16 protein-coding genes are annotated in these 14072 nt (G+C 70.1%); 1 reads left to right on the top strand and 15 read right to left on the bottom strand.

The window, feature by feature from the left end; genetic code table 11:
• Window positions 1-153 precede the first annotated feature (153 nt).
• The 9 genes from AB0M99_RS29850 to AB0M99_RS29810 all read right to left on the bottom strand — a co-directional run bounded on the left by AB0M99_RS29850 (window position 154) and on the right by AB0M99_RS29810 (window position 6470).
• A complete protein-coding gene (locus AB0M99_RS29850) occupies window positions 154-723 on the bottom strand; it encodes a hypothetical protein (RefSeq protein ID WP_365925863.1) in 570 nt (189 codons plus the stop codon).
• The gene (locus tag AB0M99_RS29845) at window positions 720-977 is read right to left on the bottom strand and encodes a hypothetical protein (protein ID WP_365925861.1); all 258 of its coding nucleotides are present in this window, start codon (window positions 975-977) and stop codon (window positions 720-722) included. The genes AB0M99_RS29850 and AB0M99_RS29845 overlap by 4 nt, the downstream gene beginning before the upstream one ends.
• Before the next feature lie 57 nt (window positions 978-1034).
• Complete coding sequence (locus AB0M99_RS29840; protein WP_365925859.1) at window positions 1035-1346, bottom strand: hypothetical protein; 312 nt, start codon at window positions 1344-1346, stop codon at window positions 1035-1037.
• 94 nt (window positions 1347-1440) lie between these two features.
• Window positions 1441-1635, bottom strand: a complete 195-nt coding sequence (locus AB0M99_RS29835; protein ID WP_365925857.1) for a hypothetical protein — start codon at window positions 1633-1635, stop codon at window positions 1441-1443.
• A gap of 28 nt (window positions 1636-1663) precedes the next feature.
• Window positions 1664-2545: a hypothetical protein gene (locus tag AB0M99_RS29830; RefSeq protein WP_365925855.1), complete on the bottom strand. Its 882-nt coding sequence runs from the start codon at window positions 2543-2545 to the stop codon at window positions 1664-1666.
• A complete protein-coding gene (locus AB0M99_RS29825) occupies window positions 2542-3303 on the bottom strand; it encodes a hypothetical protein (protein ID WP_365925853.1) in 762 nt (253 codons plus the stop codon). The genes AB0M99_RS29830 and AB0M99_RS29825 overlap by 4 nt, the downstream gene beginning before the upstream one ends.
• 101 nt (window positions 3304-3404) lie before the next feature.
• Window positions 3405-3857, bottom strand: a complete 453-nt coding sequence (locus AB0M99_RS29820) for a hypothetical protein (RefSeq protein WP_365925851.1) — start codon at window positions 3855-3857, stop codon at window positions 3405-3407.
• A 271-nt stretch (window positions 3858-4128) separates the two neighbouring features.
• Entirely contained in the window at window positions 4129-4686 is a 558-nt protein-coding gene (locus AB0M99_RS29815) for a hypothetical protein (protein WP_365925849.1), read from the bottom strand.
• Window positions 4687-4823: 137 nt separating this feature from the next.
• Window positions 4824-6470, bottom strand: coding sequence for a ParB/RepB/Spo0J family partition protein (locus AB0M99_RS29810; RefSeq protein WP_365925847.1), 1647 nt, complete (start codon window positions 6468-6470; stop codon window positions 4824-4826).
• A 720-nt stretch (window positions 6471-7190) separates the two neighbouring features.
• Here AB0M99_RS29810 and AB0M99_RS29805 point away from each other — a divergent pair.
• Window positions 7191-7730 (top strand): hypothetical protein, encoded by a 540-nt coding sequence (locus tag AB0M99_RS29805; protein WP_365925845.1) that lies wholly within the window; start codon window positions 7191-7193, stop codon window positions 7728-7730.
• A 94-nt stretch (window positions 7731-7824) separates the two neighbouring features.
• Here AB0M99_RS29805 and AB0M99_RS29800 read toward each other — a convergent pair whose 3' ends face one another.
• The 6 genes from AB0M99_RS29800 to AB0M99_RS29775 form a co-directional block, all read right to left on the bottom strand.
• Entirely contained in the window at window positions 7825-7959 is a 135-nt protein-coding gene (locus AB0M99_RS29800; protein ID WP_365925843.1) for a hypothetical protein, read from the bottom strand.
• Between the two features lie 262 nt (window positions 7960-8221).
• Complete coding sequence (locus tag AB0M99_RS29795) at window positions 8222-8614, bottom strand: MazG-like family protein (RefSeq protein ID WP_365925841.1); 393 nt, start codon at window positions 8612-8614, stop codon at window positions 8222-8224.
• Window positions 8615-8665: 51 nt separating this feature from the next.
• On the bottom strand, window positions 8666-9889 hold the full coding sequence (locus AB0M99_RS29790) for a bifunctional class I SAM-dependent methyltransferase/NUDIX hydrolase (protein ID WP_365925839.1): 1224 nt from the start codon (window positions 9887-9889) through the stop codon (window positions 8666-8668).
• Window positions 9886-10371: a hypothetical protein gene (locus AB0M99_RS29785; RefSeq protein ID WP_365925837.1), complete on the bottom strand. Its 486-nt coding sequence runs from the start codon at window positions 10369-10371 to the stop codon at window positions 9886-9888. Before AB0M99_RS29785 ends, AB0M99_RS29790 begins: the two co-directional genes overlap by 4 nt.
• A 621-nt stretch (window positions 10372-10992) precedes the next feature.
• Window positions 10993-12666 (bottom strand): nickel transporter, encoded by a 1674-nt coding sequence (locus AB0M99_RS29780; protein WP_365925835.1) that lies wholly within the window; start codon window positions 12664-12666, stop codon window positions 10993-10995.
• Window positions 12663-14012 carry a tetratricopeptide repeat protein gene (locus AB0M99_RS29775; protein ID WP_365925833.1) on the bottom strand — a complete coding sequence of 450 codons (1350 nt, stop codon included), beginning with the start codon at window positions 14010-14012 and terminating at the stop codon, window positions 12663-12665. The genes AB0M99_RS29780 and AB0M99_RS29775 overlap by 4 nt, the downstream gene beginning before the upstream one ends.
• Window positions 14013-14072: the final 60 nt, after the last annotated feature.

Below are 14072 nucleotides of genomic sequence, written 5' to 3'. Positions count from 1 at the left end.
GTGGCGGCCGGTCCAGGGTTTGCCCTCCCTTTCTCGACATTGACCAGTCTACCCGTCGGGGAGGGCTTGGTCAAGCCCTCCCCGTCCGCTTCGGGAGCGTTTTCGCTGGTGAAAGGCTCTCGCCGGTCCGTAAGTGCTGCTGCCGTATACCCGTCAGTCGAGGTGAACGGCCGCGGTGGTGGCGAGAGTGAGAGCGGCAGCGACGGCCCGGGCGTCGGTAGCCAAGGGGGCGAGTGAGGACCGGATCGCTGAGCTCGCCGATTCCAGATCAGCTGCCGCGGCGGCCGCCCTCCACGCGGCCGTCACAAGATCACGGGTCCGGTCGTTGACCCGCACCTGCTCCTCGACGCCCTCGATGTCGGCCGCCGTCGCGAGGCCGCGGCCGAAGAAGGCGTTCGACTTCGACGTCGCCTCCAGCACGGTGACGGCATCGGACCTGGCCGGCACGAGACGGTCCAGATCCGGCAGCCCCTCCTCGGTCCGCTGCTGCGCCGGGCAGCGGACCAGCACATCAGCGAGGACGGTGGTGGTCAGGTCCAGGGTCCCGCGCGGATACCGGCCCTGGAGGGCGGAAATGGTCGCGATGGCCTCCCTGCTGACCAGACCGGATCGCGCGGCGTCGACGAAGGCTACGCCGGCGCGCGTCACGAGCCGCCAGTAGGCGGGGGTCCCTTCCTGGGGGAGGGCGTTGTCGGCACCGCGCCCGAACGGAGAGACGGTCATCGCGGTCCTCCCGCGGCCGGAACGGCAGGCTGCCCGTGGGCGAGGAGGTGACGCTTGCGCTGTTCATCGACATACGTCTTCGCGCCGGCCCGACAGGTGAAGGCGCCACAGCTGCACGTGGCCTCGTGGTAGGCCCGGCCGGGGCAGCCCGGAGTGAGGGGCTTGCCGCTGGTGGTGTAGCGGTGATCGGGCGGGCAGACGGTGTTCTGCGGGTCGGCGTGGTGCGCGCGCAGAGGTGCGGTGTGGCGGGCCATCAGGCGGAGTTCCTTCCGTATGGGGTACGTCGGGGCGGCGGGGGCCGCCCCGCGGGTTCATGCGGCGGTTGCGAGCAGCTGTGGACGGCGGGCGGCTATGGAGGTGGCGCCGTGGGTGACCTCGGCGAAGACCGTGTCGAAACAGTCGCGGGCCTTGGCTGGGCTCAAGGACGGTCCGACGGCAAGGAAGTGCTCGGCGGTCGGGTAGGTGTCTCCGGCCGTACGTAGCCCCGCTCGGGCGATGCCGTGCTCGTCGACTACGACGGTGCTGTCGTGCTCGGCGGCCAGGCCCTCCAGGAGAGCGGTCATCGAGGTGCGGGAGCCGGTGTCCAGCGGCTGGACACTGCGGTAGGCGTGCCCCTTGCCCATTCGGCGGGGTGGTGTCAACTCGGCCGACCACCCGCACGGCCTGCCCCGAGGAGGCGGCTCGAGGGTGCGCCCCGCACCGCCCCTCAGAACGTCGCTAGTCGGGTCCTTCGCGCGTCAGCTCCGCGTAGAGGGCCCATCCGTCCGCGGTGAGCGTCTTGACGCCGCCGGGGTCCCGCTGGACGAGCTTGGAGGCGACGAGCCTGTCGATGGCGGCGCCGTGACCCTCGACCACCCCGTCGTCATGGTTCATGAGGATCCTGATGCCCGAAGGGCTCAGTCCGTGACTCATGCGCAGAAACCTTTCCTCGTCATGGTGTTCAGGAGGCCGATCGCCTCGGGGCCGGGTGGGCTGTGCCGCCGATGCGGGTCCGGGACCGGCCGATGGTGCGTGCGTAGCGGTGACAGCCTCCGTGGGCCACCGCGGTCGCCCCGATCTGCTCTAGCGCGGCCGCGAGCCAGCGGGCGCCGTCCTCGCCAGGCTTCCGTGCAGGGGCGCCGAAGGCGGCGATACGCCGCTCAACCGCGGCGTGTCCCGCCTCGTCCCGGTGGATCTTTCCGGCCGCGCGGTCGGTCAGTACCGTTGCGTCGGGCAGGACCAGCTGACGGCGTGCGCGGGTGCGGCCCAGGTAGGCGAAGCCCTGGCCGGCCCCGTACACGTGGCCGATGTGGCCCGGCGATACCTGGACGGGGCCGTCCGGGGTCTGCCGCAGACGGGGGACCGGGTCGGCGTGCGCGATGATCCCCTGGATGCCGCGGGCCGCCGCGAGCGACATCATCCTTGCGCAGGCCCACGACTCCCCGTTGGACTCCACGGAGTCCAGGAGCACCATCCTGGACAATTCGAGGGAGCGCCGGATCGGTTCGACATCCGGGAAGGCGTTGCGCAGGACGGCCGTGTTCATCGGCACGCCGAGGGCGAGGACCCCGACGAGGCGACCGCCGTCTGGTTCGCCGGGCCCCGGGGCCTGGTCGATCCGCTGGAGGCCGTAGGCAAAGCGGATAACCGGCCAGCTCCCGCTGTAATGATGAGTGATCGTAAACCGCTTCGCGGCCGGCTCGGCGATCTGAATCACCCGGTGCACGGCGGAGTCGAATCCACCGTCCCGGGTCCTCTTCCAGGTCGGCATCCGGTTCTCCCAGCGCTGGCACCAGCGGTCCGCGCCAGGCTCCAGCAGCTCCAGTTGCTCAGGCTGGTTCACCCGGCCTCCCGGAGGGCCTGAGGCGGCGCGGAAGCAGCGCTGTCGCGTTGCAGGCGGCGCCGGTGTTCGGCCAGGGTGAGCGGGCGGGAAGCTCCTGCGCGGCGCTCGCGCAGGATGGCCACGTCCTTGCCGAACTCCGCCCGGATCTCCTCTTCCTTGCGCTCAGCCTCGGCGTAGAGCAGAGGGGCATTTTGTAGCACTTTCGCCCAGTGACGATGCCCTGCGCGGACGCACAGGCCGGAGCAGTTGTTGTGCTCGGCCCAGGCGTACAGGCGGGGCGGTTCGATGCCGATGTCCCTGGACCACTGGAGCATCTCGCCCTTGGTAAGGAACGGCTCGTCGCACATCGGGAACTCGACCCGCCACGGCGCCCAGCCGTTCCGTGTGCCGGGGATTCGACGCTGTTCGGTGTGGTCGAACCCGACGTAGAGGATCGCATCGTCGGGGTCGGCGTTCGCCTCGACCCAGCGCCGGCACGGGTTGACCTTCAGATGGGTCGAGCAGGGCGCGAGGCGGGAGTTCCCAAGGAACCTCACGTCGCGGAACACCTGCCACGGATCGCGGCCGTCGGCGACGACGACCGGTTCGATCCCGAAGTAGCGGGAGGTCTCCGCGACGTATCTCCAGAGGTCTGGATCTTCAGCGCGGCAGTCTGCGACCAAGAGCACCAGATTCTCGACTCCGTGCTGCTCGGCGACCCTCATGGCCGCGGCCCAGGAGCCGATCCCGCCGGAGTACTGCACGATGTGCTGCGTCATGCGGGGACCACGCAGTGTGGGTAGTGGGGCATGGGTGTGTTTCTCCTGTTCAAAGCGTCAGGGAAGCTGATTTCTTGCGCTAAAACGGACGTTTTTGGCGTCTAGATCGTGGGTGCGGGCAGGCAGAGTGCTGCCGGTGCGGGGCGGAAGGCGGTATCGCGCTGGATGAGCTGCGAGGGCTGGGGCGCGGTGCGGCCGCGGTGTGCCCGGCCGCGCTCGGGGAGGATGAACGTCTCGAGTTCGCCGAGGACGAACTCCCCCCACTCGCCGTACGGGCCGCCCGCGCGGAGCCAGCCGAAGGCCCGGCCCGTGGTGGGGTCGAGTTCAGCGACGTACCAGTCGTAGTGCTCGTCCGGGATGGCGTAATGGATGTGGATGGTCCTGGCCGGAGCGGGGACGTCAGCGGTGGTGCCGGGTGCCGGTATGCCGGCCAGCTCGGGGAACGGGGGGTAGAAGTCGTGTCCCCTGAGTTCACGGTGCACGTCGGGGAGTACTCCCCAGGTTCCGGCGGGCAGCAGTACACGGCCTTCGACGATGCGGACGGTGTTGTCCATGGGTGACAGAGCTCTCTCCTGAAAGGGGGGTCGTGGTGGCGCCGCAGAGTTTGCCCTCCCTGCTTCGACGTTGAGTACATTACCTGTTCGCCGGGATGCCGCCAGCGAGTTGGAAACGGGATGGATTCCCGGGGCGAAGCCCCGTGTCCGGAGGGCCCGCGGCGTGCGCCCGCCGGCGGCCCGGTCGGACGAGCGGGTCGGGCGCGATGTGCATGGGGCGGCTCGATGCCGTGCCGTGCACAGCCCCGGGGGAGGGGCTGCGGCGGACGGTTCACGCGACTGCGGCCAGGGCGAGGCGTCCGGTGAGGGAGGAGACGCATTTGTCGCCGCGCGCGATGTCGTCACGGGTCTGTTCCAGGGAGGGCAGTTCGGCCCACAGGTCGGCGCCGAGCTTGTAGGCGCGGGTCCACAGGTCGAACTGGTCCTGGAAGGCGGCGAGGTCGCCGGTGGTGATACTGAGGGGCCCGACCTGGACGCGGACCTGGCCTGCTCCGCTGAGGCTGACGGCGGCCGCGCGGGTGTCGACCTGCGGGCCGGGGACGGGGCCGTTGAACGCGATGTGCGCGGCGGCCTCGGAATCGGTGGGCGGGGGAGCGCTGTGCGGGACGACAGTGGGGCTGAACGTCTTCCTGGCCAGCCGCTCGGCCTCGCACCAGCCGGTGAGGGCGGCGTAGAGGGCTTGGGGGTGCTTGATGCGGATCCGGGCGGTCGGGAGGGTGATGAGCAGGGAGCGGGCCATCGGTACGGCCTGCGCGGTGTGCGGGCCGACGAGGTAGACGGCGAAGTTGGCGCGGTGACCGGCGGCGTGGGACGGGGTGATGCGGGCCATGTCGGTTCCTTCGGTGGGTCGTGGTGGCCGTCCGGGGTTTGCCCTCCTCGGAACGGCGGTTGTTGGTGTTGATCGTCGGGCGGCCCGGGGCCGGGGTGTACCTCGCGGGCACCCCCGGCCCCGGTGGCCGTGGCGGGTCAGGCGGCCAGTGACATACCGGTCTCAGCGGCGGTGTGGTCGCCGCTCTCGGGCGCCTCGGCCAGGTCTGCGTCCTCATCGGCTCGGTCGTCCGGCGCGGCCTCCGTCTCCGTGGCGTCGCCCTCGGTCGGTTCACCATCGGGGGCGATCGCAGCCGCGATCACCTCGTCGGACGGAGCCGTGTCGTCCGGCTGAACGTCATCCTCTTCGTCTTCCTCCTGCTCGTCCTCCTCCTCATCCTGCGGGTCGGGGGCGTCGCGCTCCGCGCGCTGTTCCAGCAGTTCGGCGAGCATCTCCTCCTCCGGCTCGGTGAGGGTGTAGCCGTACGTGCTGAGCAGTTCCAGCCAGGCGATGGCGAAGTCGATGTTGAAGCGGTAGCGGTACTCGCTGTGCTGCATGTTCGTCTCCGCGAGGACGGCGAGCTGGGCAAACAGGACGAGCGGGAGCTTGTGCTCGGGCGTGCGGTCCACCCGGCGCCGCATGGACTCCCCGAGCGGTACGTCCTTGGCGGGGTTGGCGCCGAGGAGGCGGAACGCATCGCCAAGCCGTGCCCGGTCCACGTTCTCGGTCATCCCGAAGGCGAAGAGGTTGGTGACGACCGCCTTGTAGAGCCCCTTGGGCACCTTGTTCACGCGGGCGAGTTCGGCCACGTAGTCCCGGCGCACCTGCCCGGCGATGCTGCGGGCCTCCTTCCGCTCCGCCTGGGCCTGCTGGGCTGCGTCCTGGGCGGCCTGCTCCTCCTCGCTCAGGTGCTTGTAGTAGCCCAGGACCTCGTGCCCGTACTTCTTGGGCTCGCGGCACACGTAGGTGATGAAGCCCTCCTCGCTGAGGTAGGCGGCGTGGCCGAGGCACTGTGCGTGCGTCTCCTCCGTGTGGGTCTCTTCGCCGTTGCGGATGCTGTGGAGCCGCAACGCCTTCGCCTCCCAGCCCGGCTTCGGGATGATGGTGACCCCGGCGAGCAGGAGCTTCGCCTTCGCCTTGGCCTTCGACTCCCGGTTCTTCTTCCTGCGGCGCTCGGTTTCCAGCGCGTACTTGAGGTTGCCGCCGCTCGCGACGGCCTTCATGAGTCGGGCGTAGACCTTGGTGTCGCTCTCGAACTCGGCCAGGCCCATCGACTGTTCGAGGTCGAGCTGCCCGGCGTCCGCAGCGTCCCGCGCGGCCTGGGGCATCTTGTGGAGACGCAGGGAGGCGGCGACCTTGGTCTTGTCCTGGGAGACCTGGCGGGAGATCTCGTCTACGTCGAGGCCTTCGAGTGCGAGCTGGTCGTAGGCGGCGGCGATGTCGCTGGGCCGCATGTCCGAGCGGTGCAGGTTCTCGGTGAGCTGCTCGATGATCTTCGCGGCGGTGGTGCTGATGTCGCTGCGGACGATCGCAGGCATGCGGTCGAGTCCGGCCTCGACGGCGGCGGCGTGCCGGTGGAACCCGAAGACAAGGGAGTAGCCTCCGAGACCGTCTGCTACGACGGTGACGGGCTCCAGGACACCGCGCTCCCGGATGGAGCCGACGAACGCGGGGTCGAGATCGACGGGCCGGATGTTCCGCCCGGCCTGGATCGCGCGGGGGTCGAGCCAGATGAGCGCCATGTTCTCGGCATTGTTGGCCGATGTGGTCGCTTCGGTGGTGATCTCTTCGACGATGGCGGTCATGGCGGCCGTCTCCTTGGTTGGATGGTCTGTGGTGTCCGTCCCGAGGTTTGCCCTCCCCGTTCCGACATGTACTAATCTACGCGATGGAGGGAGGGCTGTCAACCTCCCCTGATGATCATTCACCATCAGTTTCGCAGGTGAGCGGCATGAATCAAGGGTGTCAGCGTCTGCGAGCACGTCGCGTATCAGCCCGTGCGACGGCCACCCGCAAAGCTCCGGCCCAGCTGCGCCACCGTAGGCCATCTCCAACGCCCATCCAGGGCCTGCAGATGACTCCAGGCCCATCAACCCCCTTCGCGAGAGGCTCCCGCGCCCAAGTCGTTGGGTTGGCCGGGTACGGCAGGTGATCGGTGACAGCCTGTGGCCGCGGACCATTTCCTCCTCCCTCCCTGCGAAATGAGATGTCGGAGGACCGGGCGGCGGAGTGCAGGGGAGGGAGGGAGTGCCGGAGCCGGTAGAGCGACGCAGGAGCGGGCCGGCGAGGACACGCACCAGACGACCTTGCTCGTGGCCGCCTGGTCTCCAGAATCGAAGAGCAGGGAGGGTGGGGGAAACCGTACGGTTCGAAGCGCAGCGCAGACCGTACGAGCATTGCCCGGCACCGCCGGGACCTACGCACTGAGGCCAGCACCCGGTCCGAGTGGACCGCGGCCGCCGCTTCGGATGGTGGCAGATGTCGCGCGAGCGTCGGATGTCGGTGGCGGCCGCAACGATGGAGGGATGGACGACGAAGTCGTCCGGGCGCCGACCAGTGACGGGGTTGCCCGGACCTGTGAGGACATCCGCAACGTGCTGGCCGCTTGGGCGCCCCAGCTACTCGGTGTGCACGTACGCGACCGGGCGCACGCTCCTAGAGATGTGGCCGTGCTCGTGACGGCGGTCGCCGACGCCGCGGACTGCACCGTCCTGCCCGGCGACGACGAAGCCGCCCGCCGTGAGCTGCGCCAGGCCGCCGTCCGGGCGGCGGCCGCCGAGGAGTCGCCGGTTGCGGATGTGCGGGCCGAACTGGCTGCGGTGAGGGCGGGATGCCGGCGCGCGGCTGTAGCCCTCGGGGTACTGATTCCGATCGCGCCCGCCAGCTGGACACGTCTGTACCCGAGGACCAGTGACGGCCGTGGGACAGGCTCCCTCGACGAGGCTCACTTCGGCCACGGGCCATCGGATCCACTCGGCTCGCGCCGGCCCGGGACGCCGAAGTCCCGCGACGGTTCCTGCGCGATCACACGCCCCGGCAGGGATGAGGCGGTCCGCACTAGCTGATCGGGCGTTCATCCAAACCGTGTCGACCTGGGAATTAGAGTGGGCGTTGCAGCATGCACGAGTAGCAGTCCACGCCGGGTTGTCCCGAGGTCTCCTACGGGTTGTCGGGCTTCTGCCCGTCGAGGGCGAGGGTGATGGTCATCCACGCAGGGGCTTCCGTACGGGAGGAGTGGCCGACTGGGTCTGTGCCGCTCATGTCGTCGAGGCTGAAGCCGGTCATCATGATCATGGTCGATTCGTCGGCGACGGAGACGAGCTGGCTCCCGCAGGGGGGGGCAGAAGCCGCGGCGAAGGGTTCCTGAGACGTACCAGGTCGGCTCTCCTCCGGGGCCGGTCCACTTCAGTGTCGACAGGGGGAAGCCGACCCACAGGACGGCGGGCCCACCGGAGATGCGCCGCTCGTGGCTGCATGAAGCAGGTGTGCGGATCGTCAGGGATTCCCGCCACCTCGTAGGTGATGTGCTCGCATTCGCAGCGCCCGGTGCGCCCGTTCACAGGTTCTCCTTGATGCCGGTCTGGGGGAGGAAGTTCGTGGACTTCTGGGCGAGGACGCTGGTGAGGAAGCCTGGTGCCTGGTCGCCGAGCATCCGGTAGAGGGTGATCAGGCTGGTGATCGCGGTGTCCGCGACCTCCTCCTGGACGTGTAGCCAGGTGCCCTGGGGCTTCCTGGGGTTGGTGCCCCAGGCGCAGATGACGGCCTGGGCCGATTCACCGGCCTCCTCGGCGATCTTCAGGACTTGGAGGGTCCACTGCTGCTCCGGGGCGATGCCGCGGTCGGTGTCCAGGCCGGTGAAGAACCTGCCGAGTTGGCCGATCGTGTCCCACAGGGCGGACGGGTCCGGGATGCTCGGGGTGAGAGGCGCATCCGGAGGGTACGGGTTCACGAGGGTGGAGCCTTTCTGTCAAATGGCGGGCGGGTGGGCGTGGTCTTCGGGCTACGCGCGGACGGGGGTCTCGTAGCGCTGGAAGTCGGCGGGCGCGTGGTCGAGGGGCAGATCCGCCATCCAGGCGGTCAGGCACTGGGCGCTGGGTACGAACAGCGGGGCGGGCAGGCTGTCCAGGGGCCAGAACCGCCAGGCCCCGATGGCGTCCTCGCGCTGCTGCGGGACCCCGGACCACCGGGTGACGACGACGGGCACCGTGATGCGTACGACGTCGCCCACCCGGTCCAGGAGGGTGCCCAGCACCTGTGCGTCCTCGGGCTCGGCAGCGAGACCGGCCTCCTCGCGGAGCTCGCGTACGGCCGCCTCGCCGAAGGTCTCGCCCGGCTCGACGCCTCCGCCGGCGAGCTCCCACGTGCCGCGCTGGTGCCGGCCGAGCAGGATGCCGTCCGGGCCCTGGACGATGACGCCCACGCCCACCGCCGCGTGTGGCGGCGGCGGTGCGCTGGTGCGGGGGCGGCTCGGTACGCGGTGGGGGCGGCGGGCGGAGTACAGCCGGTAGGAGACGTGGCTGTCCGGCTTCGGCGAGTCGATCGTGGTGACCGCCTCCATGGTGAGGCCGTGCTGTACGAGGAGGTCTTCCCACAGCTGTGGGGTCAAGACCCACATGTCGACGGGATGGTCGTCAGTGGTGCCGGGGAGCCGAAGGATCTCGGGCCGGGAGGAGACCGCGGCCGACGGGCCAGTGCCTGCCGAGTTGGTGTGGAGCGCGGAGAAGAGCAGGCGTCCGCCCGGCTTGAGGCTGGTGGCCAGGATGGGGAGCAGCCTGTCGGGGTCCAGGTAGGGGACGGAGCAGACGGAGTAGATGACGTCGTACGGGTCGGCCTGGCGCAGGTGGGCTGCGGCGTCGTCGATCCACCGGTAGACGAGGCGGCAGGTGATGACCGGGTACGCCGGCTCCGGCAGGGTGCTGAGGGCGTCGGTGGTGAAGTCCAGGCACTGCCAGGCGGGCACGCGGCCGCGCCCGGGGTCCTGGGCCGTGGCGAGCGCGATGGCGGTGGGGGAGCAGTCGATGCCGGTCGTGCGGTAGCCGAGTTCGGCGAGGCGCCGGGCGAGTAAACCGTCGCCACTGCCGATGTCGAGGGCCGGGCGGCCGCGCCCGGGGCCGAGTCGGCTCTCGAGCAGCCTGTTCTCGGTGTCGTCGAGCTGCCGGTAGCGGCGGCCCTGGGACCAGAGCGGCTCCCAGTGGGGCGCGGCCGCGGTGGGCGCGGTGGTCACGGTGAGGCTCCTTCCCGGGCGGGCGGCACGGCCGCGCGGGCGGGGATCTTGTGCAGTGCGCGGATAGGGGAGGCGAGCAGGAGGACGACGGGCACGACTTGGAGGAGCGCGCCGACGGCGAGGGTGGCCCGGACGTCGATGAGAAGGACCAGGCCGCCGGCGGTGGCGGCGGCGAGCGGTCGGATCCCGGCGGTGAGCGTGGTGCTTGCGGACTGCATCCGGCCCTGGAAAGCGGGGTCGCACACGGCCTGACGCAGAGCGCGTTGGCTGGTCCCCGACGCCACCGCCCAGAACAACTGCCCGGCCAGCGTCACGGCGAGGACGATTTGCCACCGCAGTCCGGGGCCGGCGCACAGCAGGGGGACCTGGGCGAGGGGGCTGACCGCGAACCCCGTGATGATCGTGGGGCCGATGCCGATCCGGGCGGCGATCCTCGGCGCGAGCAGCGCACCGGCCACACCTCCGGCGCCTCCGATGCCCATGATCACGCCGAACGCGGCCGGGGAAGTGCCGAGCCGGTCGAGCAGGTTTGTTTCGGCAAAGGCCGTGTCCCCCGCACGTCGTGTCGCTTTACGCAGGAGCCGAGCCCCGGGCTCGTGTCGCGTTACGGCGAGCCATCGTGTCCCTTTCCCAGCTGCTGCCTGTGGCGGACATCACGTACTGCCCAACCCGGGGGACCTGAGGGGAGGTTCTCGCCGCCCGTCGGGAGCGACTGGCGGCCCCTGACGGGCACCCTGCGCTGTCGTCGCCAAGTATGGATCGGATGCTTCGTTTCAACGCTTCTGTGATTGCTTCTCGGGTGCGGGTCTGTAAAGCCTGCGGGCTGTCTCACATCTGGTGGTGACGTACCGCCACGATCGTCACGTGCAGCGATTCTCCCAGTTCGGCCCCTCGTTCAGCGCCCCGGAACTCCGGGCGTACGGGAGGGGAGACAGCTGGCCCGGATGAACATTCACCTTCTCGACCAGCGCATACCTCGATGACTCTCCGTCACCGCCGGATGTGAGACAGGGCCGGAGACCGTACAGACCCCCGCAGGAGGCTGGCACGCTCAGGCGTAACGCGGTGCTATCGCTCTCCCTGAACGCAGCCGGCCCATGTCCCTATCCGCCTCCCGTTGCTGCGCGGACCGTGAGACCGAATCCGACGGCGATCACGAGGAGGGAGGTGAGAACGGGGCCGGTGCGGGCGATCTTGCGCAGCAGGACGTTCTCGCGCAGTACGTGGGTTCGGCGGTGGGTTTCGATGTGTTCGCGTACGTGGACGAGGAGGAGTCCGGCGAGGGTGAGGGTGGCGGCCATGCCGAGTCCGTACCCGATGACAAGGGTGATGCCGAACGTGGTTCGGCCCAGGGCGACGGCGCCGAGGAGGACGACGAGGGCGGAGGGGCTGGGGACGAGGCCACCTGCGATGCCCATGCCGATGAGGCCGGTCTTCGCCGGGCGCCTGGCGGCCTTCGGTGCCAGTGGCGCAGTGGGGTGGGAGTGTGCGTGGTGCGCGGGAGTGAGTGTGGCGACGCGGCCGCTCTCGTGCGGCTGGTCGGTTAGGGCGTCGCGCCTGGAGGGGATCAGCTTGCCGGGTCTGCGAGCAGGCCCGAGCCCGTGGTGGTCATGGGTGTGGCTGTGATCGTCGTCGTGGTGATGGTGGGCGTCGTGCGGGTGCTCGTGATCGTGGGTGTGCCCGTGATTGCCGTGGTCATGGTGGTTGTGGAGGGTGGTTTTGCCGCGGAGGGCGCCGGCCAGGAGCCATAGGCCGATGCCTGTGACGAGCAGTCCGCTGGCGGCGCCGAGCCAGAGCAGGACGGATTCCCCGGCGAGGTGGGTGGCGGCGGGCAGGGCGAGGCCGAGGATGAGGACGCCTGCTGTGTGGGTGAGGGTGACGGTGGCGCCGACGGTGACGGCGTCTCGGCGGGTGCCGCGGCGTCCTGCGAGGTAGGCGGCCATGATGGTCTTGCCGTGGCCGGGCATGGCGGCGTGCGAGGCTCCCAGCACGACGGCCAGGAGCAGGGCCAGCATCCCGACGGGCAGGGTGATCTCCTTCGCTCCGACCAGGGAGTCGAACATGCTGGTGACCTTGCCGATGGTGCCGGTGACCAGACCGGCCCCAGGGATGTCCGCCGCTGCGGGTACCAGGCCCGCGCCCTGCCCGGGCTCGGTGCGCAGGTTCGCGGCGCGCTGGTCGAGGGGGGAGGCGAGAGGATCTTGCGGGTAGGCGCGCAGTTCGCGAGTGGTGGAGACGGCCGGGACGTCGGACTGGGTGATCTTGATGTCTTGTGCGGTGGCTGTGACTTCTCTCCAGCCGATGCGCTGGGTGTCGTAGCTGGTTGTCAGGGAGATGTCGGTCGGCTTTGTGAGCGCGGTGGGGGCCGTGAGTTCGCAGGTGAGTCTGCTGGTCTTGAGGCCGGCCTCGCCGGGCTGGTATTCGAGCCTGGCCGAAGTCGCCTTCCAGTCGGCGTTACGGCCGCCCGCGAGGACGTGGAGCTGACGCTTGAGGACGGCGCAGGCGTTCTCGGAGTAAACACGGGCTTCGGGGGCGCTGATGCTGCCGTCGTGGTCGGTGTCGATGAGGGTGCGTTCCTGGAGGGCGGAGATTTCGGCGCGGTCGACGATGACCTTGGCGTCGATGCGGTCGGGGCGCAGGGTAAGGCCGGTGTGGTAATTGACGGTGAAGTTGCCCAGTGGGTGGGCGCTCGCGGCGGGGGCTGCGGCAACGCCCGCGGTGGCGGCGAGGACGGCGCCGGCGAGGGCGGTGAGGGTGCGGTGAAGGGTGTGGTTCATTCGCTGGTGTCGATTGGCTGGAGCAGGGCGCGGGCATCGCCGGCGTGCAGGGGGTGGAAGCCGGGTTGACGCAGTGCTTGCGCAAGGTCTTGGCGTGCGTCCTCGAGGTGGCCGAGGGCATCTTGGATGGCGGCGCGGTGGTAGTGGTAGAGCGCGCTGTGGGTGCCCAGGGCCAGTGCCCGGTCGGCGTGTTCGAGTGCTTCGGTGTCGCGGCCGGCCCGGTGCAGTGCCCAGGCGTAGGCGTCGTGGACGGCGATGAACGGCCGTGTACGCAGGGCCTCTTCGGCCATGGTGACGGCCTGCTGCGGGTTGCCGTGGTCGGCTTCGAAGAGGATCGCGTCAGCATCGGCCGGTGCCTTATTGTTCCCCCGGATCCGGTCCTGAGCGCGCAGCAGTGTGTACTGGGCTTCCGCTTGGTCGCGGTGGCCGAGGGACTGTTCCAGTTCCCCCAGGCCCAGCAGGTAGTGCGGCAGCGGGGCGACGGCGATGGCGGCCCGGTAGTCGGCGACCGCCTTGGGGGCATCGCCCAGGGCTTCGTAGGCGCGTGCCCGCGCTTCGAGCAGGGCCGCATCGCCGGGCGCGGCCCTCAGCCCGTCCTGTGCTTCGGTCAGCGCGCCTTGGGCGTCGCCGTCCTGGAGGGCGAGGGAGGCCAGGACCGCGCGGGCGAAGGCAGAATCGGCCGGGGTGGCGGCCGCGGTGAGGGAGCGGCGCATCAGGTCGCGGGCCTGTTTGGTGTCGCCCTTGAGTTCGAAGGCGTAGGAGGCGCGGGCCAGGGAGGCCGCGTCCGGGCGCAGGTCCGCCATCTGCTGCACGGCTTCGTCCGCTTTGTCGTAGCGGCCGAGTTGTGTGTACGCGTCGGCGAGCACTCCGTGGGCGGAGGCACTGTAGGGGTCACTGGTGGTGGCCTTGAGAGCCCAGTCGAGGGCGGTGGGGAAGTCGTGCCGGGCCGCGGCCAGGGCTCCCATGCCGATCTCGGCGTCTGTGTTGTCCGTGCCCTGAACGGTCAGCGAGGTCCGCAGGGCTTTCTCCGCACGGGCGTAGGTGGCCGGGTCTGCGGTCGTACGTCCTTGCTGTACGTAGGCCATGCCGAGCGCCGCCCAACCGCCGGGGTCTTTCGGTAGGCGGGTCACGCGTGCCTGGAGCGCCTGGATGGAGCCGGGGGCTGGTCCTGCCGCCCGGGCGGTGGCTGCGGGTTGGGCGGCGGTTCCTCCGTTCGGGTTCAGGGCGACCGCGCCGACGGTGAACATGACCGCTCCCAGGGCCAGTACGACCGCGGTGCTGCGCAGCCGTCTGCGCGCCGGTGACGGTTGAGGTGTGGATGGCGGTGCGGTGGCATGGTGCGGCACGAAAGGGTCCTCCCCGGTTCCTGGTGGTACCGGTGTCAGGGCCCGGACGGTCCTGTGCCC

Source organism: Streptomyces sp. NPDC051183, assembly GCF_040682455.1.
Taxonomy (GTDB): Bacteria; Actinomycetota; Actinomycetes; order Streptomycetales; family Streptomycetaceae; genus Streptomyces.
Note: the sequence above shows the minus strand (reverse complement) of the source record. Positions and strands in the feature narration are given on the sequence as shown.

Bases quoted from the DNA above. Each gene is read 5' to 3' on its own strand.
- AB0M99_RS29805 (WP_365925845.1), top strand. From the start codon at position 7,191: ATGGACGACGAAGTCGTCCGGGCGCCGACCAGTGACGGGGTTGCCCGG.
- AB0M99_RS29785 (WP_365925837.1), bottom strand. From the start codon at position 10,371: ATGGGCATCGGAGGCGCCGGAGGTGTGGCCGGTGCGCTGCTCGCGCCG.
- AB0M99_RS29845 (WP_365925861.1), bottom strand. From the start codon at position 977: ATGGCCCGCCACACCGCACCTCTGCGCGCGCACCACGCCGACCCGCAG.
- AB0M99_RS29850 (WP_365925863.1), bottom strand. From the start codon at position 723: ATGACCGTCTCTCCGTTCGGGCGCGGTGCCGACAACGCCCTCCCCCAG.
- AB0M99_RS29810 (WP_365925847.1), bottom strand. From the start codon at position 6,470: ATGACCGCCATCGTCGAAGAGATCACCACCGAAGCGACCACATCGGCC.
- AB0M99_RS29840 (WP_365925859.1), bottom strand. From the start codon at position 1,346: ATGGGCAAGGGGCACGCCTACCGCAGTGTCCAGCCGCTGGACACCGGC.
- AB0M99_RS29800 (WP_365925843.1), bottom strand. From the start codon at position 7,959: ATGATCATGATGACCGGCTTCAGCCTCGACGACATGAGCGGCACAGAC.
- AB0M99_RS29780 (WP_365925835.1), bottom strand. From the start codon at position 12,666: ATGAACCACACCCTTCACCGCACCCTCACCGCCCTCGCCGGCGCCGTC.
- AB0M99_RS29825 (WP_365925853.1), bottom strand. From the start codon at position 3,303: ATGACGCAGCACATCGTGCAGTACTCCGGCGGGATCGGCTCCTGGGCC.
- AB0M99_RS29835 (WP_365925857.1), bottom strand. From the start codon at position 1,635: ATGAGTCACGGACTGAGCCCTTCGGGCATCAGGATCCTCATGAACCAT.
- AB0M99_RS29820 (WP_365925851.1), bottom strand. From the start codon at position 3,857: ATGGACAACACCGTCCGCATCGTCGAAGGCCGTGTACTGCTGCCCGCC.
- AB0M99_RS29815 (WP_365925849.1), bottom strand. From the start codon at position 4,686: ATGGCCCGCATCACCCCGTCCCACGCCGCCGGTCACCGCGCCAACTTC.